This is a genomic window from Lentzea sp. NPDC005914 (genome assembly GCF_040629405.1).
Lineage (GTDB): Bacteria > Actinomycetota > Actinomycetes > Mycobacteriales > Pseudonocardiaceae > Lentzea.
In genome coordinates this window covers 1-20,332 of sequence record NZ_JBEXVQ010000016.1, presented here as the reverse complement: position 1 = coordinate 20,332, position 20,332 = coordinate 1, and the positions used below count along the sequence as shown (strand labels likewise).

General features: G+C 67.9%; 19 protein-coding genes. 11 read left to right on the top strand and 8 right to left on the bottom strand.

Annotated features, from left to right (window positions below; genetic code table 11):
• A partial coding sequence (locus ABZ345_RS22925) for a chitinase (protein WP_359852118.1) occupies positions 1 to 765 on the top strand: 765 nt, incomplete at its 5' end.
• A gap of 42 nt (positions 766 to 807) precedes the next feature.
• Here the strand turns inward: ABZ345_RS22925 and ABZ345_RS22920 are convergent.
• On the bottom strand, positions 808 to 1,053 hold the full coding sequence (locus ABZ345_RS22920; RefSeq protein ID WP_359852115.1) for a mycoredoxin: 246 nt from the start codon (positions 1,051 to 1,053) through the stop codon (positions 808 to 810).
• Between the two features lie 82 nt (positions 1,054 to 1,135).
• Positions 1,136 to 2,254 (bottom strand): DUF2341 domain-containing protein, encoded by a 1,119-nt coding sequence (locus tag ABZ345_RS22915; protein WP_359852112.1) that lies wholly within the window; start codon positions 2,252 to 2,254, stop codon positions 1,136 to 1,138.
• Between the two features lie 306 nt (positions 2,255 to 2,560).
• Here ABZ345_RS22915 and ABZ345_RS22910 point away from each other — a divergent pair, with 306 nt between their 5' ends.
• Positions 2,561 to 3,184 carry a DUF4360 domain-containing protein gene (locus tag ABZ345_RS22910; protein WP_359852572.1) on the top strand — a complete coding sequence of 208 codons (624 nt, stop codon included), beginning with the start codon at positions 2,561 to 2,563 and terminating at the stop codon, positions 3,182 to 3,184.
• Positions 3,185 to 3,244: 60 nt separating this feature from the next.
• Positions 3,245 to 3,889, top strand: a complete 645-nt coding sequence (locus tag ABZ345_RS22905) for a DUF4360 domain-containing protein (protein ID WP_359852109.1) — start codon at positions 3,245 to 3,247, stop codon at positions 3,887 to 3,889.
• Between the two features lie 181 nt (positions 3,890 to 4,070).
• Here ABZ345_RS22905 and ilvA read toward each other — a convergent pair whose 3' ends face one another.
• A complete protein-coding gene (gene ilvA, locus ABZ345_RS22900; protein ID WP_359852106.1) occupies positions 4,071 to 5,306 on the bottom strand; it encodes a threonine ammonia-lyase IlvA in 1,236 nt (411 codons plus the stop codon).
• 68 nt (positions 5,307 to 5,374) lie between these two features.
• On the opposite strand from ilvA, the gene ABZ345_RS22895 reads away from it, so the two are divergent.
• Together ABZ345_RS22895 and ABZ345_RS22890 are read left to right on the top strand one after the other, a co-directional pair.
• Positions 5,375 to 6,193, top strand: a complete 819-nt coding sequence (locus ABZ345_RS22895) for a lytic polysaccharide monooxygenase (RefSeq protein WP_359852104.1) — start codon at positions 5,375 to 5,377, stop codon at positions 6,191 to 6,193.
• Positions 6,194 to 6,276: 83 nt separating this feature from the next.
• Positions 6,277 to 7,515, top strand: a complete 1,239-nt coding sequence (locus ABZ345_RS22890; RefSeq protein ID WP_359852101.1) for a ThuA domain-containing protein — start codon at positions 6,277 to 6,279, stop codon at positions 7,513 to 7,515.
• Position 7,516: 1 nt separating this feature from the next.
• On the opposite strand, the gene ABZ345_RS22885 is transcribed toward ABZ345_RS22890, so the two are convergent.
• Positions 7,517 to 7,906 (bottom strand): hypothetical protein, encoded by a 390-nt coding sequence (locus tag ABZ345_RS22885; RefSeq protein WP_359852098.1) that lies wholly within the window; start codon positions 7,904 to 7,906, stop codon positions 7,517 to 7,519.
• A 153-nt stretch (positions 7,907 to 8,059) separates the two neighbouring features.
• Between ABZ345_RS22885 and ABZ345_RS22880 the strand changes: the two genes are divergently transcribed.
• The 6 genes from ABZ345_RS22880 to ABZ345_RS22855 all read left to right on the top strand — a co-directional run bounded on the left by ABZ345_RS22880 (position 8,060) and on the right by ABZ345_RS22855 (position 15,596).
• Positions 8,060 to 8,497, top strand: coding sequence for a helix-turn-helix domain-containing protein (locus ABZ345_RS22880; protein ID WP_359852095.1), 438 nt, complete (start codon positions 8,060 to 8,062; stop codon positions 8,495 to 8,497).
• Positions 8,498 to 8,500: 3 nt separating this feature from the next.
• Positions 8,501 to 9,013: a hypothetical protein gene (locus ABZ345_RS22875; protein WP_359852092.1), complete on the top strand. Its 513-nt coding sequence runs from the start codon at positions 8,501 to 8,503 to the stop codon at positions 9,011 to 9,013.
• Positions 9,014 to 10,123: an MAB_1171c family putative transporter gene (locus tag ABZ345_RS22870; protein ID WP_359852090.1), complete on the top strand. Its 1,110-nt coding sequence runs from the start codon at positions 9,014 to 9,016 to the stop codon at positions 10,121 to 10,123. It abuts the gene before it with no gap.
• Positions 10,124 to 10,139: 16 nt separating this feature from the next.
• Positions 10,140 to 11,204, top strand: a complete 1,065-nt coding sequence (locus ABZ345_RS22865; protein WP_359852087.1) for an ATP-dependent DNA ligase — start codon at positions 10,140 to 10,142, stop codon at positions 11,202 to 11,204.
• Positions 11,201 to 11,806 (top strand): YigZ family protein, encoded by a 606-nt coding sequence (locus tag ABZ345_RS22860; protein WP_359852084.1) that lies wholly within the window; start codon positions 11,201 to 11,203, stop codon positions 11,804 to 11,806. The genes ABZ345_RS22865 and ABZ345_RS22860 overlap by 4 nt, the downstream gene beginning before the upstream one ends.
• Before the next feature lie 193 nt (positions 11,807 to 11,999).
• Positions 12,000 to 15,596 carry a hypothetical protein gene (locus tag ABZ345_RS22855; protein WP_359852081.1) on the top strand — a complete coding sequence of 1,199 codons (3,597 nt, stop codon included), beginning with the start codon at positions 12,000 to 12,002 and terminating at the stop codon, positions 15,594 to 15,596.
• Positions 15,597 to 15,613: 17 nt separating this feature from the next.
• Here ABZ345_RS22855 and ABZ345_RS22850 read toward each other — a convergent pair whose 3' ends face one another.
• The 4 genes from ABZ345_RS22850 to ABZ345_RS22835 all read right to left on the bottom strand — a co-directional run.
• Positions 15,614 to 18,211 (bottom strand): exo 1,3/1,4-beta-D-glucan glucohydrolase, encoded by a 2,598-nt coding sequence (locus tag ABZ345_RS22850; RefSeq protein ID WP_359852078.1) that lies wholly within the window; start codon positions 18,209 to 18,211, stop codon positions 15,614 to 15,616.
• 575 nt (positions 18,212 to 18,786) lie between these two features.
• Positions 18,787 to 19,377 carry a YdcF family protein gene (locus ABZ345_RS22845; RefSeq protein WP_359852569.1) on the bottom strand — a complete coding sequence of 197 codons (591 nt, stop codon included), beginning with the start codon at positions 19,375 to 19,377 and terminating at the stop codon, positions 18,787 to 18,789.
• A gap of 84 nt (positions 19,378 to 19,461) precedes the next feature.
• Complete coding sequence (locus tag ABZ345_RS22840) at positions 19,462 to 19,797, bottom strand: hypothetical protein (RefSeq protein WP_359852075.1); 336 nt, start codon at positions 19,795 to 19,797, stop codon at positions 19,462 to 19,464.
• Positions 19,798 to 19,889: 92 nt separating this feature from the next.
• The coding region (locus tag ABZ345_RS22835) for an IS5 family transposase (RefSeq protein WP_359852072.1) at positions 19,890 to 20,332 on the bottom strand (443 nt) is incomplete at its 5' end.

Sequence of the window (20,332 nt, the reverse complement as noted above, 5' to 3'; positions counted from 1 at the left end):
GGTCAGTGGTACGCCACCGGCGCAATCGTGAAGTTCGAAGGCAACTTCTACATCGCCGAGCACGACAATCCCGGTTACAGCCCAACGGTGTCCACCTGGTACTGGGATCCGTACAACTGCAACGGTGGTGGCGGCGGTGGCGGCGGCAGCTTCGTCGTCAGCGAGGCCCAGTTCAACCAGATGTTCCCGTCCCGCAACAGCTTCTACACCTACAGCGGGCTCGTCACCGCGATGAGCGCGTTCCCCGCGTTCGCGAAGACGGGCAGCGGCACCGTGCAGAAGCAGGAAGCGGCGGCGTTCCTCGCAAACGTCTCGCACGAGACCGGCGGCCTCGTGTACGTCCGCGAGATCAACCAGAGCGGCGACTACTGCGACGAGACGAAGCCCTACGGCTGCCCCGCTGGGGCCGACAAGTACTTCGGCCGCGGCCCGATCCAGCTCTCCTGGAACTTCAACTACTACGCGGCGGGCCAGGCCCTCGGTATGGGCAACGACCTGCTGAACTTCCCGGACAAGGTCGCGACCGACGCCGCGATCGCCTGGAAGACGGGGCTCTGGTACTGGAACACCCAGACCGGGCCGGGCACCATGACCGGGCACAACGCGATGGTCAACGGAGCGGGGTTCGGCCAGACCATCTGGAGCATCAACGGTTCTCTCGAGTGCAACGGCAAGAACCCGGCGCAGGTGGAAAGCCGCGTGTCCAGCTACCGGCAGTTCGCGAGCATCCTCGGCGTCGACCCGGGAGCGAACCTGTACTGCTAGTGACGGCGGCGCGCACGGCCGAGGGTCGTGCGCGCCATCGCACTAGGCGACCAGTTGTTCCTTGACCTGCGCCAGCGACGGGTTCGTGAGCGCCTTGCCGTTCGGGAAGTGCACGGTCGGCACCGTGCGGTTGCCGCCGTTCACGCTCATCACGAAGTCGGCCGCGCCGGGCGTCTCCTCGATGTTGATCTCGACGTACTCGATGCCTTCGCGGTCGAGCGAACTCTTCAGGATCCGGCAGTAGCCGCACCACGAGGTCGAGTAGACGGTCAGCTGGTCGGGAGCCATCAGGCGCACTCCTCATCGAGGTTGGACGAAGTCATCAGTATCAACACCCGATGAGGAGCGCTTCTTCCCAGGGCGGTTCAGCTCACTTGGCGTGCTTGAGCAGCTTCGACCCCGGCTTCTGCGACTCGAAGTCGAGCTTCGCCCAGTTCTTGTCCTTCGGCACGGACAGGACCCGCGCCTCGTCCAGCAGCCCGTCGAACGACCGCTTGCGGCTGTTGCCGCCCGCGGTCTTCTCGTTGTTGCCGATCGTCACGGGCTCGGCACCGGCCGTCTTCCACGCGCTGGTGTCCGTCTTGCCGACCTCGAGCTTGCCGTTGATGTAGTAGTAGGCGTTCGGCTTGTCGAGGACGAAGACGAAGTGGTACCAGGTGTTGTTCTTGACCTTGGTGTAGGCGCCGGACGGCAGCGGGCACCAGTCGTAGTTCGCGACGTCGACGCACGGTTCGGTCTGGTCGCCCTCGCCGAAGTAGTGGATGCGGAAGCCCGACTCCCCCTTCGAGAACATCGCGATGTAGGCCGCCGGGTGCGTCTTCGCGTTCGACCAGATCGAGAACGTGCCCCTCGACGGCAGCGGGTTGAACAGCGGCGACGACTCACTGCCGGGGAGCAGCACGTACTCGCTGCGAGCGCGGTTGAGCGACAGCGCGTTGCCGATCACGCCCGCGCCCGTCGCGTCGCCGGTGATGTTGACGCCCTTGCCGTCGAGGTTGCCCGCGGAGTCGCGATAGCCGGCCGCCGCGCCCTTCTCGGCGAGGTGGTGCGCGGTGACCCAGCCGTCGGCCTTCGCGAAGACCTTCGTGCCGTCGCTCTCCGACGACGCCTCGGGGTTGCCCCACTTCAGCGTGATGGACTGGCTCGCGCTGTTGCCCTTGACGTCGGTCCGCACCCAGATCGCCGCCTGCTTGGCGCTCGCGTCCCACTTCTCGATCTCGTACGGCAGCGGTGTGCCCGCCGCGTCGTCGAACCTGATGTCCGCGCCGCCGGGCCTGGCCTGGGCGAAGTCGAAGTTCGACGCGTCGAGCCTCACCGGCACCGGGAAGCCCTTCACGTCACCGGAGACGTTCGCACCGGAGGCCGTCGTGTCGATCGTGATCTTGCGCTGATGTGCCCAGCCCGCCTGGGCTTCCGACGCCACCGTCGGTAGCAGCAGGCCGGCGAGCAATGTGGCCGAGATGGTGAGCGTGCGCCCTGTCTTCTGCATGTAGTCCCTTTTGTCCGGGGCGGCGGACACTCACCGTCTTACTGTAAACCTTATTGCCTGTCATCCTGCATCACTCGAACGGCGCAGCGAACGGCGATCGTCAGGCAATCGTCAGGTTAATTCCGCGCACGGCGAGTGACGATGGTTCGCGCACGACCGAAAATTTCGGGCGTGCAATTAGACCTGCTTTCCTACTTGTATTGCCGTGCTATTCAGTCACCCATTCGGCGGCCCTTCACCACGGAGGGTTTCCGATATCGTCTGGATTCCGCCGCCGGTACCACACTTTGGAAAGAAAGGCTTGCCATGCTGAAAACGGTGGCGGCTGCTGCCCTCGCGCTGTCCGCGGTCCTTACCGCGCCCGCCGCGAACGCAGTTCCCGATGTCCCTGATTTCGTCACGATCGATGTGGTCACGGTGAACGGTTCCGGCTGTCCCGCCGGCACCGCCGCGGTCGCGGCCGCGGACGACCGCACGGCGTTCACGGTGACCTACAGCCAGTACCTCGCCCAAGCCGGACAGGGCTCAGGTCCCACAGACTTCCGCAAGAACTGCCAGCTCAACATCAGAGTCAGCTATCCGCAGGGCTTCACGTTCGGCATCGCCCAGGCCGACTACCGCGGATTCGCCAACCTGCAGCACGGGGCGACAGGTACGGAAAAGGGAAGTTACTACTTCCAGGGCATGTCACAAACCGCGAGCCGAACTCACAACTTCTACGGCCCGGTGAGTGACAACTGGCAGGCCACCGACCGCGCCCAGGTCTCGGAAATCATCTACGCTCCCTGCGGTGAAGTTCGGCACCTGAACATCAACACCGAACTGCGCGTGAACGCCGGAACCGCGTCGAAGGCCAACAGCTTCATGACGATGGACTCCACGGACAGCAGCGTGAGCACCAAGTACCAGTTCTCCTGGAAACGCTGCTGATCCAGGCACCAATTGCCGCCGCCCGTTCGTTTTGCTGAACCCCAGACGGAAAGGTGCCCCATGCTCAACACACTGGCCGCGGCCGCACTCGCGATGTCGTCCATCATCATCCCGCCCGGCGGCGCCCCCGGTACCACGCCGCCGCCGGACATCATCACCATCGACGTCGTGACCATCAACGGCTCAGGCTGCAGGGCGGGAACGGCAGCGGTCGCCGTCAGCCCGGACAACAAGGCGTTCACCGTCACCTACAGCGAGTTCATGGCGCAGGTCGGCCCGCAGGCCCTGCCGACCGACTTCCGCAAGAACTGCCAGCTGAACCTGCGCGTCAACGTGCCGTCCGGCTTCACCTACGGCATCGCGGCCACCGACTACCGCGGCTTCGCGCACCTCGAGCGCGGCGCCACGGCCCTGGAGAAGGCCAACTACTACTTCCAGGGCATGTCGCAGACGGAGTTCAAGCAGCACAACTACAAGGGCCCGCTCAGCGACGACTGGCAGGCGACCGACTCGACCGACGTCGCGGCGATCGTCTACCACCCGTGTGGTGAGAAGAGAAACTTCAACATCAACACGGAGCTGCGCGTGTCCGCGGGCACGTCAGACCCGAAGAAGGTCACGAGCTTCATCGCGATGGACTCCACCGACGGGTCGATCGAGACGACCTACCACTTCGCGTGGAAGACCTGCCCACCGAAGCCGTAGTAAGCCATCACCCCGGTGCCGGGCACTCCTCTCGACAGGGGTGCCCGGCATCTCCCTTTGTCGCGAACTCTCCACACCTGGCGATACAGCGTCGGACGACATGGGCCGGACGCGAAACGAGGGTGCTCACCACGGACCGCGTGATCTACGCGGGCGGATCTCACCCGCTGACCCGGCCCGGTCAGATCAGGAAGCGGTACGCGGTGGTGCCCGGCGCCACGTGCTGGATCTTGAGCGGGGACTCCTTCATCCGCCCCCACAGCAGGTCGTAGTCCTCGCGCCGGCCCAGCTCGATGCACACCAGCGCCGCACCGGTCTCCCGGTTGTCCCGCTTGATGTACTCGAACAGCACGATGTCGTCGTCCTTGCCGAGGACCTCGTCGAGGAACCTGCGCAGCGCGCCCGGCTCCTGCGGGAACTCGACCAGGAAGTAGTGCTTGAGGCCGCGGTGGACCATCGACCGCTCGACAACCTCGGCGTAGCGCGAGACGTCGTTGTTGCCGCCGGAGAGCAGGCACACGACCGTGGAGTCCGGCGCGACCGAGATCTCCTCCAGCAGCGCGGCCGACGCCAGAGCGCCCGCGGGCTCCGCGATGATGCCGTCGATCTGGTACAGCTCCAGCATCTCCGTGCACACCGCGCCCTCGGACACGCTGAGGAGCTCGGCACCGCTGTCGCGCACCATCGGGAACGTCACCTCGCCCGCCCTGCGCACCGCGGCGCCGTCGACGAACGAGTCGACCTCGGGCAGCGTCACCGGGGTGCCCGCCTGCATGGCGGCGATCATGCTCGCGGCACCCGCCGGCTCTACGCCGATGATGCGGGTGCGCGGGAAGCGCTCTTTGAACCACGTGCCGACGCCGGAGAGCAGCCCGCCGCCGCCGACCGGCACCACGACCACGTCGGGCGCGCCGCCGAGCTGCTGCACGATCTCCAGGCCTACGGTGCCCTGTCCCGCGACCGTGCGGCGGTCGTCGAACGCCGGCACCAGGGTCGCGCCGGTGGTCAGCGCGTACTCCTTCGCCAAGGCGGCGGCGTCGTCGTACGTGTCGCCGTCGACGATCAGCTGCACCATGCCCTGGCCGAGGGCGGAGATGCGGTCGCGCTTCTGGCGCGGGGTGGTGCGGGGGACGTGCACGCGGCCCTCGATGCCGAGGCGGCGGCACGCGTAGGCCATGCCCTGGCCGTGGTTGCCCGCCGACGCGCAGACCGCGCCACCGAAGGCGAACTCGGTCTGGCACAGCAGGTTGAACGCGCCGCGCAGCTTGTAGGAGCGGCCGACCTGGAGGTCCTCGCGCTTGAACCACACGCGCGCGCCCGTCCGCTCGGACAGCCGCTGGTTCACCTCAAGCGGCGTGGTGCGGGCGACTCCACCGAGCCGGGCTGCGGCCGCGGACACCTCATCAGCGAAGGACATGACACTACATCTTCCGTGAACGACTCGGGCCTGACACGCGTACCCCTAGAAAGACAGGGGAGGTGCTCGTGTTTCGCCTTGTGGGCGTACTGACGCTGCTCATGATGCTCTCCGCGGTTCCCGCGCACGCCCATGGCGCGCCCACTGACCCCGCGAGCAGGGCTTTTCTGTGCTCGCCTGGTCAGTCCTCAGCATCATCCTCGCCGTGCCGGAAGGCCATTCAGGCGGCGTTGCCGTCCAAGGAGTGGGACAACATCCGGCTCCCGAACGTGGCGGGGCAGGACGCGGCACGGGTGCCCGACGGCAAGCTGTGCAGCGCGGGGATCGGCAAGTACGCCGGGCTCGATCTCCCCTCGGCCGAGTGGCCCGCGACGAAGCTCAAGGACACGGCCTTCACCTACCGGGCGACGATCCCGCACCAGGGCTCGTTCCGGTTCTACGTGACGCGGGACGGCTTCTCGCCGGCCCGTGCGCTGCGGTGGGCGGACCTCGACCAGTTCCTGAACGTCCCCACTCCCCCGTTGGTCAACGGCTCGTACGAGTTCAAGGTGCAGCTGCCGCCCAGGACCGGCCGACACCTCATCTACACCGTCTGGCAGAACACCGACACTCCCGACACCTACTACTCGTGCACCGACGTCGAGATCGCGGCACCCGTCGCGGCCCAGGCAGCCCCTGCGCCGCAAGTGAAGCCGGACCCGCCGACGCAGTACGCACCCTCGACCTCCGCCACGCCTTCGAGCACGCCGCGACTCGTTCCCGTTGCGTCGAGCGCCGAACAACCTCCTTCCAACGCAACGAGGTTCGGCCTGTCCGCAGTGGTAGCGGCACTGGGCGGCCTGGCCGTGCTGGGCGGGATCATGTTGTGGCGCAAAAGAATTCTGTGAACGTCCCGGTACCCAATAGGTCTGGACCACCCCTACGATGATCTTCGGGCGCGCAACCCTGCGATAGTGAGGTGTGTGCCCGCATGGCAAGAAAACTGCTGGCGTTACTGGCATTGCTCGCCGCGACGCTCGTCCCGGTCTCCGTCACGGCCACGGGCCCGGCCCACGCCGCCCCGTTCAAGGTTCTGGGCTTCTACTACGGCACCAACGACCTCGCGCACATCTCGTTCGTGAAGGAGGCGAACCCGTGGCTGGCCCAAGCGGCCCAGGCGAACGGGTTCACCTACGAGGCCACGACCGACTGGAACCGGCTGAACACCCTCACCCCGGCCCAGGCGCAGGTCGTGATCTTCCTCGACGACATGCCGAGCGGCACCCAGCGCGCGGGTTTCCAGCGGTACATGGAGGCGGGCGGCGCCTGGTTCGGCTTCCACGTCTCGGCGTTCACGCAGAACGCGAACGAGTGGTCCTGGTACCACAACACGTTCCTGGGCAAGGGGAACTTCGTCAGCAACACCTGGGGCCCGACCACCGCGACGCTGAAGGTCGAGACCCGCACCCACCCGTCGACCCTGCGCCTGCCGGAGAAGTTCACCTCCGCGGTCAGCGAGTGGTACAGCTGGTCGCGTGACCTGCGCACGAACCCGGACATCCAGATCCTGGCGAGCGTCGACCCGTCGAGCTTCCCGCTCGGCACCGACCCTAACCAGCAGTGGCGCAGCGGCTACTACCCGATCATGTGGACGAACAAGAACTACAAGATGATCTACGCCAACTTCGGCCACAACGCGATGGACTACGCGGCTAACCGGCCGTTGTCGTCCACCTTCGCCTCGCAGACCCAGAACAACTTCCTGATCGACAGCCTGCTGTGGCTGGGCGGTGGCGGCACCCCGCAGCCGCAGCCCGACTGGAAGACGGTCGTCAACAAGGGCAACGCCAAGTGCGTCGACGCCCGGTCGGCCGGCAGCGCGAACGGCACCGTCATCCAGCAGTACGCGTGCAACGGGACCACGGCGCAGAACTTCCGCGCGGTGGCGACGAGCGACGGCTACTCGCGCCTGGAGTACCGCAACGACAGCACGAAGGTGCTGGACGTGAGTGACGTGTCCACTCTGGACGGTGCGGGCATCCACCTGTGGACCTACGGCGGCGGCACCAACCAGCAGTGGCGCGTCGCCACGGGCGCCGACGGCTACTCGACGCTGACCGCCCGCCACTCGGGCAAGTGCCTCTCGGCGCCCGCAGGGAGCGGTGACGGCGTGCAGCTGATCCAGGCGACCTGCACCGGGTCGGCGGCCCAGAGCTTCAAGCTGGGTTAGCTCAGGAGTGGGAGTGGTTTTGGTCGTGCGAGCGGCCGAAACCACTCACCACCACCCGCTCCCCCGGCGCGCGCTCGACGCCCCCGTGCGAGGTCGCCAGGAACCCGTACATGTCGTTGAGCTGGTGCAACGCCGAGACGGCGTCCCGCCACACCGGGCAGGGCCAGGCACGATGCCGCCCGTACCACGTGTGGCACGACTTGCACCGATGCCGCTCGTTCGGCTCGTGCATCCGCAGCAGCCCGCGCCACCAGGGCAGGGCCGCACGCAGCTGTTCGCGCAGTTCGAACACCTCGTGAGGCGAGTCCGTCTGCGCGAGCTGGTTCATGGTCTTGTAGACGACGTCGATCACGGTTCGGTGAAAGGAACGCTGTCGTTCGGCAAGCGCCATGTCCGAGCTCCTCCTCACCGCAGTTGAGACAGGCTCGTCAGGAGTCTATGTTGGCCATTGGCGGGGTTTCAACTGGTGAAAATCCCGTCACCCAGATAGCCCTTTCCGTGGGTGGAAACGCTCACAGCGCGCAACAACGGGGGGAGCCGGCACATGGCGGGGGAACGGTCCCTGGCTGACAAGCTCAACCACCTCTTCGCCCGGCACACCTCCCGCTCCGGCCAGGAGTACAGCAACGAGCAGGTCGCGGCGGCCATCGCGGACACCGGCGTCACCATCTCCCAGAGCTACATCTGGCAGCTGCGCAAGGGCAAGAAGGACAACCCGACTTTCAAGCACTTGCAGGCACTGGCAGGCTTCTTCGGTGTGCCCGTGAGCTACTTCTTCGACGACGAGGTCACCGACCGCGTCGACGAGCAGCTGAAGTCGTTGCAGGACGAGCAGTCCCGCCTCAACGAGATCGCTTCGGGCAGCGACGCGCAGCTCATGGCGATGCGGGCGGGCGAGCTGTCGCCGGACCGCCGCCGCCTGGTCATGGAGCTGCTCGACGTCGTCTACCGACAGGAACAGGCCGAGCGCGGCGAAGGATGACTCGTGGCCGAACGAGATTTGCGCAAGCGGTGCCGCCGCCTGCTGAACGAGCTGGACATCCAGCCGCCCCTGGACGTGGAGGAGCTCTGCCGCAGAGTCGGTGACCAGCGAGGCAAACCCATCCGGCTGATCGCGCACCCGATCCCGGTGCCCGGCCCGTACGGCGTGTGGATCGCCACCGCCAAGGCCGACTACATCCTGTACCAGCAGGAGACGTCGAAGGCGCACCAGAACCACATCATCCTGCACGAGCTCGGACATCTCCTGGCCGGTCACACCAGCGACGAGCAGGACGACGACCTGCTCGCGGGCCTCTACCCAGACCTCGAACCGGACGCCGTGCGACGTGCGTTGAGGCGCACCTCCTACGACACCGCGCACGAGCGTGAGGCCGAGACGGTCGCCACGATCATCCTCGAATGGGCGTCGGTGCTGGACAAGGTCGCGCCACGCAACTCCGAGGGCCCCGCACGCAGGATGGCGAAGTCGCTCGCCGACCGGATCGGCTGGTTGTAGATGGAGTACCTCAAGGAAACCCAGGGCATCGTCGCGTTCACCGCGCTCGCCGTCATGCTGTACCTGCTGGTCCAGCGTCCGCACGACCCCCGGCTGCGCAGCGTCACCGGTCTCGTGGCCGGGTGGGCGATCGGCTATCCGTTCGGCCGGGCCGCGGCCAACGGACGGTGGTTCCTCGGCCTCGACCCGATGGTCTGCCAGCTGATCCAGCACGCCCTGCTCCAGGTCGGCGTGTACGGCCTGATCTGCTTCTTCATCTTCTCCGCGCTCGACGACACCAGGGCGAAGCGCCAGGCGTTGATCCAGCTCGTCCCGCTCGTCCTGTGCATCTCCGTCATGACGTGGGCGGTGCTGGCGATCCCCGGCGACCTGCGCGTCGCGGCCGCCCGCGTGCCCAACTCGCTCGGCGGCGGTCCCACCGGCATCCTCGCGATCACGGTCTTCTACGCGCTGGGCAACGGTTACCTGCTCTACGGGTTCGCGGCGATGTTCGTCTGGGCCCGCCGCTACGCCCGCGGCGCCGACCCGCGGCTGCGCAGGGGCCTGCTGATCACCTCGACCGGGCTCGGACTGCTGGTCCCGGCCGACGCGATCTTCGTGGCGTCCAACGTCTCCCGCTACTTCGGCGCACCGCTCCCCCGCTGGCTGCTGACCACCGCCGTGTGGTTCCTGCTGCCCGGCGTGCTGCTGATCGTCATCGGCGTCACCTACCCGATCGCCGCGATGCGGTTCGCGGCGATGAGGCTGTGGCTGCGCCACCTGCGCGCCTACCACCGCCTCTCTCCACTGTGGACGCTGCTGAACCAGTCGTTCCCCGAGGACGCGCTGCACCGGGTGCCGTCCAGGCGCGACGCGTTCTCGCTGCGGGGCGTGCACCGGCGCTACTACCGGCGCGTGATCGAGTGCCGCGACGGACTGGTGCGGATCAGCCCGTACGTCGCGGAGACGCCGGACGAGCTGCCGCTGGCCGAACGGTTGCGGGCCGGGCTGGAGACCCGGCAGTCGGGCGCGGTGACGATGCGCAGGCCGATCGCGCTGGCCGTCCCCGAGGACGACGGGATGGACGCCGACGTGCGCGAGCTGGAAAAGCTCGCGGGAGCTCTTCGCTGAGCTTATGGTCACGGGCGTGGACCTGCCCGTGATGCCGCCGGTGAAGCCGATGCTCGCGAAGTCCGTGCCCGAGCTGCCCCGCGGGGAAGGCCTCGCGTACGAGCCGAAGTGGGACGGCTTCCGCTGCATCGTGTTCCGCGACGGCGACGAGGTGGAGCTGGGCTCGCGCAACGACAAGCCGCTCACCCGCTACTTCCCCGAGATCGTCGAGCTGCTGCGCGAGGCGTTGCCACCGCGGTGCGTCGTGGACGGCGAGATCGTGCTGGTCACGCCCGACGGGCTCAGCTTCGACACCCTCCAGCTGCGCCTGCACCCGGCGGCCTCGCGCGTCCGCAAGCTCTCCGTCGAGACCCCGGCGAGCTTCGTCGCGTTCGACCTGCTGGCGTGCGGCGACCAGGACGTCACGGCGTTGCCCCTGGGCGAGCGCCGCAAGCTGCTGGAGGAGATCGTCACCGAGATCCCCGGCATCTACCTGACACCGTCCACGACGGACCCCGACATCGCGCAGGACTGGTTCACCAGGTTCGAGGGCGCGGGCTTCGACGGCGTGATGGTCAAGGCGGTCGACGGCGTCTACGAGCCCGACAAGCGCGTGATGTTCAAGGTCAAGCACGAGCGGACGGCCGACTGCGTGGTGGCGGGCTACCGCTGGCACAAGGACGGCGAGACCGTCGGGTCGCTGGTGCTCGGGCTCTACCAGGACGGCGAGCTGCACAACGTCGGCGTCGCGAGCAGCTTCACGGCCGCGCGGCGGCGTGAGCTGGTCGACGAGCTCGCACCGCTGCTGAACCCCGCCGAGCACCCGTGGGCCGCGTGGGCGACCTACGAAGGCCCCGGCATGAACAGCCGCTGGAACCCCGAGAAGCAGCTCCAGGTCGTGCTGCTCGATCCGTCGCGCGTGGCCGAGGTGCGGTACGAGCACGTCCAGGGCGGCCGGTTCCGCCACACCGCGCGGCTCGTTCGTTTCCGGCCCGACAAAGACCCGATCGAGTGCACCTACGAGCAACTGGAGGAAGTGCCGCCCGCGGAGCTGGACGCCCTGTTCGGCGAGGCTGAGCGGCGGCGGACAATCGACCGGTGAAGGTGATCAAGCGGGACGGCACGCACGAAATCGAGATCCAGCGGTCGCGGTTCCTGTGCCACGTCGCCCGCGTCGCCTCCGAGCAGGAAGCGTCGGAGTTCTTCGCGCGGATCCGCAAGGAGCACTGGCAGGCCACACACAACTGCACGGCGTTCCGGACCCGCGACACCCAGCGGTCTTCCGACGACGGCGAACCCGCCGGCACCGCCGGAGTGCCGATGCTGGAGGTGCTCACGCGCAGGGACCTCGTCGACACCGCTGTCGTCGTCACCCGTTACTACGGCGGGATCAAGCTCGGCGCGGGCGGCCTGGTCCGGGCGTACGGACGAGCGGTCTCGGAAGCCATCGACTCGGTGGGCACGCTCACCCGCGAACGTCACGAGACCCTGCTGCTCGCCGCCGACCACGACCAGGCGGGCAAGCTGGAGAACGCTCTGCGCGCCGCCGGGTACCACGTCGCGGACACCGAGTACGGCCACGACGTCACCTTCACCGTGCACACGCGCGATCCGGAGGAGTTCGAGATCTGGCTCGCCGCCCAGACCGGCGGCGCGGTCACCGCGATCCGAGGCGAACCGGTCGACGTCGACGTCGCCGACTAGGGCGGCGCCCTACCCCTAGAAGGGCGCCGCCCGCGTTGCCCTAGGTCTTCGGGTCCGGGGGCGGGTTGTCGGGTTTGCGGGTCTCGACGAGCAGGTCGCGAATGTCACCGTTCATGGGTTCTTCATAGAGCGAACGCGTTGTTCGGTTCCGCCGACTGGACGCCGAACAAACAACGAGAGAACAATCCGGCGGGTGCCGAGACCCGAGCGCCCGCTGGATTCCGACGACGCCGAGCTGCTCAGGTTCGCCGCGGACTTGAGATTGTTGCGTGAGAAAGCAGGTAAACCGACCTACCGCGAGCTGAGCAAGGTCGCGCACTATTCGGTGACGGTGCTCTCCGAGGCCGCGAGCGGCCGGAAACTGCCCAGCCTCGCGGTGACCACCGCATACGTGCACGCGTGCGGCGGTGACGTCGAACAATGGCAGCGAAGATGGCATGAGGTCGCGGACGGCGCGAAGCCCGCCGATCCCGAGGGCGAACCGCCCTACCTCGGTCTCGGTGCCTTCCAGGCGGAGGACTCGAGCCGGTTCTTCGGCCGGGAAAAGCTCGCCGGACAACTGCTGGAGAAAGTGAGCGAACGTCCATTCGTGGGCGTTTTCGGCGCGTCTGGCTCGGGCAAGTCGTCACTGCTGAGAGCGGGGCTCGTGGCGTCGCGGCCCGCCGACCTCTTCTCCCCCGGCCCGCACCCGCTGGCGCTGTGGGGCGCCGTGACCGCGGATCTCGTGGTGATCGACCAGTTCGAGGAGGTCTTCACCCTCTGCCGCGACGAGGACGAACGGGTCGCGTTCATCGAGGCGATCACGCACGCCGCCGAACGCAAGGTCGTCGTCGGCGTCCGCTCCGACTTCTACGGCCACTGCGGCCGCTATCCCGCGCTGGTCGACGCGTTGCACGACGCGCAGATCCTGGTCGGCGCGATGAGCCCGCAGGAGCTGCGGCGGGCGATCACCGAACCGGCGTTGCGCGCCGGCTACACCGTCGAGGGCGCGCTCGTCTCGGTGCTGGAGGCCGAGCACGCGCCGTTGCCCCTCGTCTCGCACGCGTTGCTGGAGACGTGGCGTCGTCGTCGCGGCACCCGTCTGACCGTGGCGGGCTATGAGGAGACAGGCGGCGTACGGCACGCACTGGCCCAGAGCGCCGAGGCCGCATACCTCGAGCTCGACGAGGCTCAGCAGGCGATCGCGCGCAAGATCTTCCTGCGGCTGACGGCGCTCGGCGAAGGCACTGAGGACACCAAACGGCGTGTAAGCCGCGACTCTCTCGACAACGATGACGACACACTGTTCGTGCTGGACCACCTCGCGCGCGCACGGCTGATCACACTCGACGACACCGGCGTCGACCTCACCCACGAGGCCGTCATCCGATCGTGGCCCCGGTTGTCGGGCTGGCTGACCGCGAACCGTGACGGCCTGCGCGTCCACCACGAGCTGACCGAGGCGGCCTCGACCTGGGAGACGCTGAACCGCGACTCGGGCGCGCTCTATCGGGGCGTGCGGCTCGCACTGGCCCGTGAGTGGGCTGCGGGCGACGACGATGCGATGTCCGCGCGCGAACGCCGGTTCCTGACGGCCAGCGTCGACGCCGAAGAAGCCGAGCAGATGGCCACCCGCCGGCGAACCCGCAGGCTGCGGCAGCTCGTCGGTCTGCTCACGGCGCTGCTGGTGCTCGCCGTGACCGCGGTCGGTTATGCGATCCGGGCGTCGGACGACGCCACCACGCAGCGGAACATCGCCATCGCGCGCAAGGCGGTGACCGACGCGAAGGCGGTGCAGTCGCTCGACTCGCAGCTCGCCACCCAGCTCACGCTGTCCGCGCACCAGCTCGCCGGCAACTCCGAGACCAGCGACAACCTCGCGAGCATCCCGTCGGGCGCGCACTTCACCCGGCTCGCCGCGAACACCGGCGAGTCCCCGGCCGTCGTGATCAGGGGTACGACGCTCGCCACCATCGGCGCGGACAAGACCGCGAAGCTCTGGGACATCGCGGACGCCCACCGGCCGGCACTTCTCAGCGCCTCCGGCTTCGACTTCGAGCCCTACGGCATCGCCCTGGGCGCGCACGGCCTGCTCGCGGTCACCGGCCAGCACACCATCAGGTTCTTCGACACCACCGATCTCCGCTCCCCGAAACCCGCCGGTGAGCTCCGCTTCACCGGGGTGGTGAGGTCCGCGGTGCTCAACGACGACGGCACGCTCCTGCTCACCGCCGAGGACGACGGCGCCGCGCGGATCTGGGACGTCACCGACCCCGGCAGGCCCGGGCTGGTCCACACGCTGGCAGGGAACGGCACCGAGGTGAGGCGCGCGGTGTTCCGCCCGGACGGCCGCGCGGTCGCGGTCATCACCGGCACCACCGTGAAGCTGTGGTCGCTGGAGGGCACCTCGCGGCGCCAGGGCGAGCTGACCGGCCACGCGCAGACGGTCGAGTCGCTGGCGTTCACCCCGGACGGCAGGACCATCGGCACCGGCGGCTGGGACCACGTCGCGAAGCTGTGGGACGTGAGCGACCTCGCCGCACCCCGCGAACGCGCCGTGATCACCGGAAGCACCGCGGTCGTGTGGGCGGTGTCGTTCTCGCCAGACGGCAAGACGTTCGTGACCAGCGGCGACGGCCACACGCGGCTGTGGAGCGTGCACGAGATCAACCTGAGCGGCCGTCCGCGCGCGCTCGGCACGATCCCCGGCGGCGTGTTCACCGGACTGTTCACCCCTGACGGCACGACGCTGGTGATCGACGACGCCCCGAAGTCCCTGCGTCTGCAGGACATGCGGGAGATGCCGCTGATCGGGCACGAGAACTTCGTGTCGTCGGTGGCGTTCCAGCCCGGCGGCCAGGTGCTCGCCAGCAGCAGCTGGGACGGCACGGTGTTCCTGTGGCGCATGACGGCGCGGCGCACGCGGGAACCGATCGCGCGGATCAGCGACGCCACCGCGTTCGCCCGCTTCGTGACGTTCAGCCCGGACGGCACCAGGATGGCGGTGGCGAGCGATGACGGCTACAGCCGCGTGTACGACGTCACGAACCCCGCCGCGCCCGTGCTGAAGGCGACACTGCAGCCGCGAGGTCATCAGAGCGAGAACGTCTCGCTCTCGTTCTCCCCGGACGGCCGGACGCTGGCCGTCGGATCGGCGCACACCCTCACGCTCTGGGACGTCGTGGATCTCGCCGCACCGCAGGAGCTCTTCCGCCGGTCGGACTGGTACGCGTCGGTGTGGGCGGTGTGGTTCAGCGCCGACGGCAGCAAGATCATCGCGGGCGGGCGCGGGGAAGCGCGCCTGTTCGACGCCACGGATCGGCGTGCGCTGAAGGAGATCGAGTTCGCGGGCGGCACCGACGCCTCGATGGCCGGCGGGTTCAGCCCGGACGGGAAGCTGCTCGCCACCGCGATCGGCGATTCAGGGGTGCGGCTGATCGACACCGCGACGGGGCACGAGGCCGGGCGGCTGGGCGGGTTCTCGGACGTCGCCTACACGGCGGCGTTCCACGGCTCGCTGCTCGCCACCTCGCACGGCGACGGGAAGGTGCGGCTGTGGGACGTCGCGGATCCGGCGCACCCGCGACTGATGACGACCTACTCGGGGCACGAGGGCGCCGTGCCCGCGGTCGCGTTCAGCCCGGACGGCACCTATCTCGCGTCCGGCGGCAACGACACGACGATCAGGCTGTGGGAGGTCGGCGCCGAGCGGTCGATCGCCCGGCTGTGCGCGCGGAACCCGGCGCCGCTGACCGCCGAGCAGTGGTCAGCGCATTTCCCGGACGTGCCCTACCGGCAGTTCTGCCGGTAGGGCACGTCGGTTTTGCGTTACGTGCAGGGAATGACGTCCGGATCAGCGCCCGCCTTGGGCACCCACCGCACGTTCGCGAACGACGCCTGGAACGTGCCTTCGGTGTAGACCAGGAACGGCGTGTTGACGTTCTCCAGGTCCAGTCCCTTCTCGGCGAAGCAGTTGACCGCGACCTTCACGGTCGACTTCTGTCCGATCGGGAGGTTCCGGAACGCCTGCGTGGCATCGAGTTCCGCCATGCACGGGTAGTTGCAGTGCGCGCTGATGACCGTGCGGCTGGCCGGGGCCTGGTGCACGATCACGTCGAACTCGACCGCCGCGTTGGCGTTGCCGTAACCGCGCAGGTCGCTGCCGGTCGGGCTCTGCAGGTACACCTGTCCCGGTCCGGCGCCGGTCCACGTCGTCTTCAGCGCGTCCTGCTGGACGTTGACGTCGGACTGCACGACGGTGATGTTCGCCTGCGACGCCTGCCCGTCGGGGCCGATCTCGAGGCCCCAGTTCTCCGGTGAGCCGAGGAAGCTCTTGTACGGCGCGACGTCCGCGCGGTTGAAGACCTCCAGGTCGTCCGTGGCCGTGCCGCCACCACCGCCGGAGCAGAAAGCGCCCGGGCTGGTCTCGTCGAGCTTGCCGACGTTGCCGGTCTGCCAGTCGCGCAGGCCGTAGCCGAGCTTGAACAGCGGGTCCTGGCTCGGGTCGTTGAGCGGCGTCTGGCAGGCGCTGCGCGGCCACGAGTACGACAGCTTGCCGTTGAACCCGTTGTGGCGTCCCCTGATCAGCAGGTCCGCGATGCCCTGGCCCTCGGTGCCGGGCAGCCAGGCGGCCACGAACGCGTCGGAGCGGTTGATCTCCTTGTTCATGTACATCGCGCGGCCGCCGACGTAGACGGTGATGACCGGCTTGCCCTTGCCGGACACCTTGTCCAGCACGGCGAGGTCCTGCGGGTACAGGCGTGCGGTCTCGAGGGTCCGCTTGCCGATGTCGCCCACGCCCTCCGCGTACGGAGTCTCACCGATGACGGCGATGACGGCGTCGTAGTCCGCGGGGTTCACGTTGTCCGCGGTCTCGGCGAACGTGACGTTGGCGGCGCCCAGCGAGTCCTGGATACCCTTGAGGATGCTGGTGGCGTTGGGGAAGTCGGCGTTGGTGTTGCCGGTGCCCTGCCAGCTCAGCGTCCAGCCACCGGTCTGGTTGCCGATGTTGTCCGCGCTCTTGCCGACCACGAGAACCTTGCTGCGCTTGGACAACGGCAGTACGCGGTTGTTGTTCTTCAGCAGCGTCGCGGACTCCCGCACGGCCTTGCGCGCGAGTTCCTTGTGCAGCAGTGCTTCCTGCTCACCCGCGTGTTCGCGCTGAGAGGGCTTGGGCTCGTCGAACGTGCCCGCGCGCAGCTTGACGCGCAGGATGCGGGTCACCGCGTCGTCGATGCGCTGTTGCGGGATCAGGCCGGACTCGACCTGGCTGACGGTGTTGGCGATGAACGCCTTCCAGTCGTTGGGCACCATGATGATGTCCAGGCCGGCGTTGATCGCCTGCGGGCAGCTGGCGTTGGTGCAGCCGGTGACCTGCCCGATGCCGTTCCAGTCGGAGACGAGCAGGCCGTCGAAGCCCATCTTCTCCTTGAGGATGCCGGTCTGCACGTACTTGCTGCCGTGCACCTTGCCCTCGTTGATGACGTCGTTCGTCCAGCTGTTGAACGAGATCATCACAGTCTGCGCACCCGCGGCCAGCGCCCCGTAGTACCCCTGCCCGTGGATGTTGATCATCTCTTGCTCGGTGCTGGCGTTGACCCCTTGGTCCTTGCCACCGGTCGTGCCGCCATCACCGAGGAAGTGCTTGGCGGTGGCGATCACGCCGTCCTCGCCGATGCGCCTCTTCGCGTTGTCCTGCAAGCCCTTGATGGCCTCGAACCCGTAGGCGCGCGTGATCCGCGGGTCCTCGCTGTAGCCCTCGTACGTCCTGCCCCACCGATCGTCTCTCACGACTGCGAGCGTCGGCGAGAACGCCCAGTCCTGCCCCGTCGCCCGAATCTGCTCGGCCGTGGCCTCGTTGATGTCGCGGACGAGACACGGGTCGTGCGCGGCGCCGAGCCCGATGTTGTGCGGGAAAACCGTTGCGCCGTAGACGTTGTTGTTGCCGTGCACCGCGTCGATCCCCCAGATGACGGGAATCTTGGTGCGCGTCTGCTTCGACGCCTCCCAGTAGGCGTCGGCTTTCGCGAGCCAGTCCTGCGGCGTGGCCTTCTTGTTCGCGTTCGGCCAGCTACCACCACCGTTGAGCACGGACCCGAACCCGTACGTGGTGACGTCCTGCGCCGTGATCGCGCCGATCTCGGGCTGCGTCATCTGGCCGACCTTCTCGGCCAGCGTCATGTCCCGGAGGATGGCCTTGATCCTGGCCTCGTCCCTGCGGTCCCCTTTGAGCTGGCTCTCGACCTTGGGCCAGTCCGTGAGGGCAGGCAGCGACTTCTCAATGCGGGCACACCCGTGCTCGGTACGGGGCTGCCCGATGACCGGCTGTTTCGGCCCGTGCTGCGCGGACTCCGGCGCGGCGGCCGCTGTCGCGCTGGCAGCGAGCGTCAGCCCCAGCACTGCGGCGAGCGTGCTTCTCCAATGCATGCCGCAGATCCTCAACTTTGTGTTACGTCCACGTCAATGGGAACGCTCTCACGACTTTGTTCCGGAAACTCTCAGGACGAAGCGGGGCATACCGGGCGAGGCACCCGCATGCCCTCGCCTGGCGGTCCGGGTGGGTGGTCCGGATGGGTGGCTAGGGGTGCGCAGTCGGGTGGCGGCCGGCCGGGTGGTTGCGTGGCGGGGGCCGGGTTGGCGCCGGGGGGTTCGTGCGGGGTCGGCTTGCTTGGGCACGTTCCAGCGGAGGGGTCACGCCAGTGCGGGCCGGTTGCCTTGCGTGGGTGGGCGCGCGGGTCGTGACGGGCCGGGTCAAGTCATCGCCGCTTCGCGACGATTGCGATTGGGGCTTGACTTCGAGCCTCTGGCGAGATGCTTCATCGGCCTTAAAAGGCCGGGCACAAGGAGCCCGGCCGTTCCCTTCAACGGTAGCATCTCGCACTCGAAGTCAAGCCCCAATCGCCGAGCTGGGCACGTCATCACCGCAGCTCAGAGCGGCAGAGGTTCGGACGGCTCGCTTCGCATCGCTCTAATTTGGCGAATTCGGCGCGGCTGCGGTGTCGCTAGAGGAGTCGGCTGTCGAAGCCGGCCTCGACCAGCCGGTCGTACGCGCCCGCCACGTCTGCCGGTACGGCCTGTTCCACCGCGAATCCGAGCTTCGGATACTCGACGACCCGCTGCAGATCCCCCACGAGCATGTCGATCACCAGCTTCTCGTCACCGATCGACCGGACGTAGTCGTCGAACTTCAGCGGCTCGGACGCGCACACCACCTCGACCTCCGGCCACACCTTGCGGCAGGTCGCGTACGCCCTGCGCTCCATGTACGGCTTCGAGATCAGCAGAACCGAGCGCGGCTCGTGACCGTGCTCGGCGAGCAGAGCACGCGACAGCGAGACGTTCTGCCCGGTGTTGCCCGCCTCGGGCTCGACCAGAATCGCGCTGTCCGGCACACCGAGCGTCATCGCGTGTTCGCGGTAGTGCGCGGCCTCGCCGCGCGGAAATCGCGCCGCGGTCGTCGGACTGTTGCCGCCGCTGAACACCAGCACGGGGAACAGACCGGCGCCGTAAAGCTCGGCGGCGAAGGTCGCCACTCCGAGGTCGTGGCTGCCCAGTCCGATGGCGACGTCGACCGGCCTGAGTTCGTGGCCCATCTGGTGGTACTGCCAGATGCTCTCGGCATCACGCCACTGGTCATCGGTGATGGTGCTGTTCTCGGACACGGGTGACGCGCGCTCCTAGTTCACGTGCTCGTAGGCACTGCGGATGGCCTCGATGCTGGCGAGTTGATGGGACATGCCGTAGTGGCGGGACGTGGTGGCCGCCTCTTCCAGCAGCCTCAGGCCGCTGTCCGAGGTCGCCTCGTCGGACAGCAGGATGTGAGCGTGTGCGGTGTCGAGCCTGACACGGTGCATCGGCGAGTCTGCTGCGCGGTTGGCGAGAGCGACATCGATGTAACGGAGAGCGTTGCCCAACTCTCCCGCGCCCCGATGGGCGAGCGCCATCTTCTGGTGCGCGACTGACCAGTCGCCTGGTTCCTCCAACTCCTCAAAACGCCGGACCGCCTGGTCCATGACTACCACGGCGTAGGCGTTGTTCCCCCTCTTGCTGAGCGCCGTGCCGACCCACAGGAGTGCGCGGGTGCGATCACGCGGGCTTAGAACTCCTAACTCAATGAGAGGTTGCGGAGTCGGCGCCAGCAGATGATCGCGCAGGCCAGGCTGAGGAAGGCTTCGTGGATGTCATCGCGGATCTCCCAGCGGATCCGCAGGCGGCGGAACCAGTGCAGCAGCGCGAAGGTCTGCTCGACCACCCACCGGTAGACGCCCAGGCCTGAGCCGTGCTCGCTGCCGCGGCGGGCGATCACCGGCTTGATGCCTTTGTCCCGGACCAGATCGCGGTACTTGTCATGGTCGTAGCCGCGGTCGGCGTATAGGGCGTCTGGCCGGAACCGCGGGCGGCCTCGTTTGCCGCGCACCGGCGGGATCTGGTCGATCAGCGGCGTCAGCTGGGTGACGTCGTTGCGGTTCCCACCGGTCAGCGAGACGGCCAGCGGGATGCCGTGTCCTTCGGTGATCAGGTGGTGTTTCGAGCCCGTTCTGGCGCGGT

Coding starts and splice junctions, on each gene's coding strand:
- ABZ345_RS22845 (WP_359852569.1), bottom strand. CDS start 19,377: ATGGGCCACGAACTCAGGCCGGTCGACGTCGCCATCGGACTGGGCAGC.
- ABZ345_RS22850 (WP_359852078.1), bottom strand. CDS start 18,211: ATGCATTGGAGAAGCACGCTCGCCGCAGTGCTGGGGCTGACGCTCGCT.
- ABZ345_RS22915 (WP_359852112.1), bottom strand. CDS start 2,254: ATGCAGAAGACAGGGCGCACGCTCACCATCTCGGCCACATTGCTCGCC.
- ABZ345_RS22870 (WP_359852090.1), top strand. CDS start 9,014: ATGGAGTACCTCAAGGAAACCCAGGGCATCGTCGCGTTCACCGCGCTC.
- ABZ345_RS22890 (WP_359852101.1), top strand. CDS start 6,277: ATGGCAAGAAAACTGCTGGCGTTACTGGCATTGCTCGCCGCGACGCTC.
- ABZ345_RS22840 (WP_359852075.1), bottom strand. CDS start 19,797: ATGGACCAGGCGGTCCGGCGTTTTGAGGAGTTGGAGGAACCAGGCGAC.
- ABZ345_RS22920 (WP_359852115.1), bottom strand. CDS start 1,053: ATGGCTCCCGACCAGCTGACCGTCTACTCGACCTCGTGGTGCGGCTAC.
- ABZ345_RS22885 (WP_359852098.1), bottom strand. CDS start 7,906: ATGGCGCTTGCCGAACGACAGCGTTCCTTTCACCGAACCGTGATCGAC.
- ABZ345_RS22910 (WP_359852572.1), top strand. CDS start 2,561: ATGCTGAAAACGGTGGCGGCTGCTGCCCTCGCGCTGTCCGCGGTCCTT.
- ilvA (WP_359852106.1), bottom strand. CDS start 5,306: ATGTCCTTCGCTGATGAGGTGTCCGCGGCCGCAGCCCGGCTCGGTGGA.
- ABZ345_RS22880 (WP_359852095.1), top strand. CDS start 8,060: ATGGCGGGGGAACGGTCCCTGGCTGACAAGCTCAACCACCTCTTCGCC.
- ABZ345_RS22905 (WP_359852109.1), top strand. CDS start 3,245: ATGCTCAACACACTGGCCGCGGCCGCACTCGCGATGTCGTCCATCATC.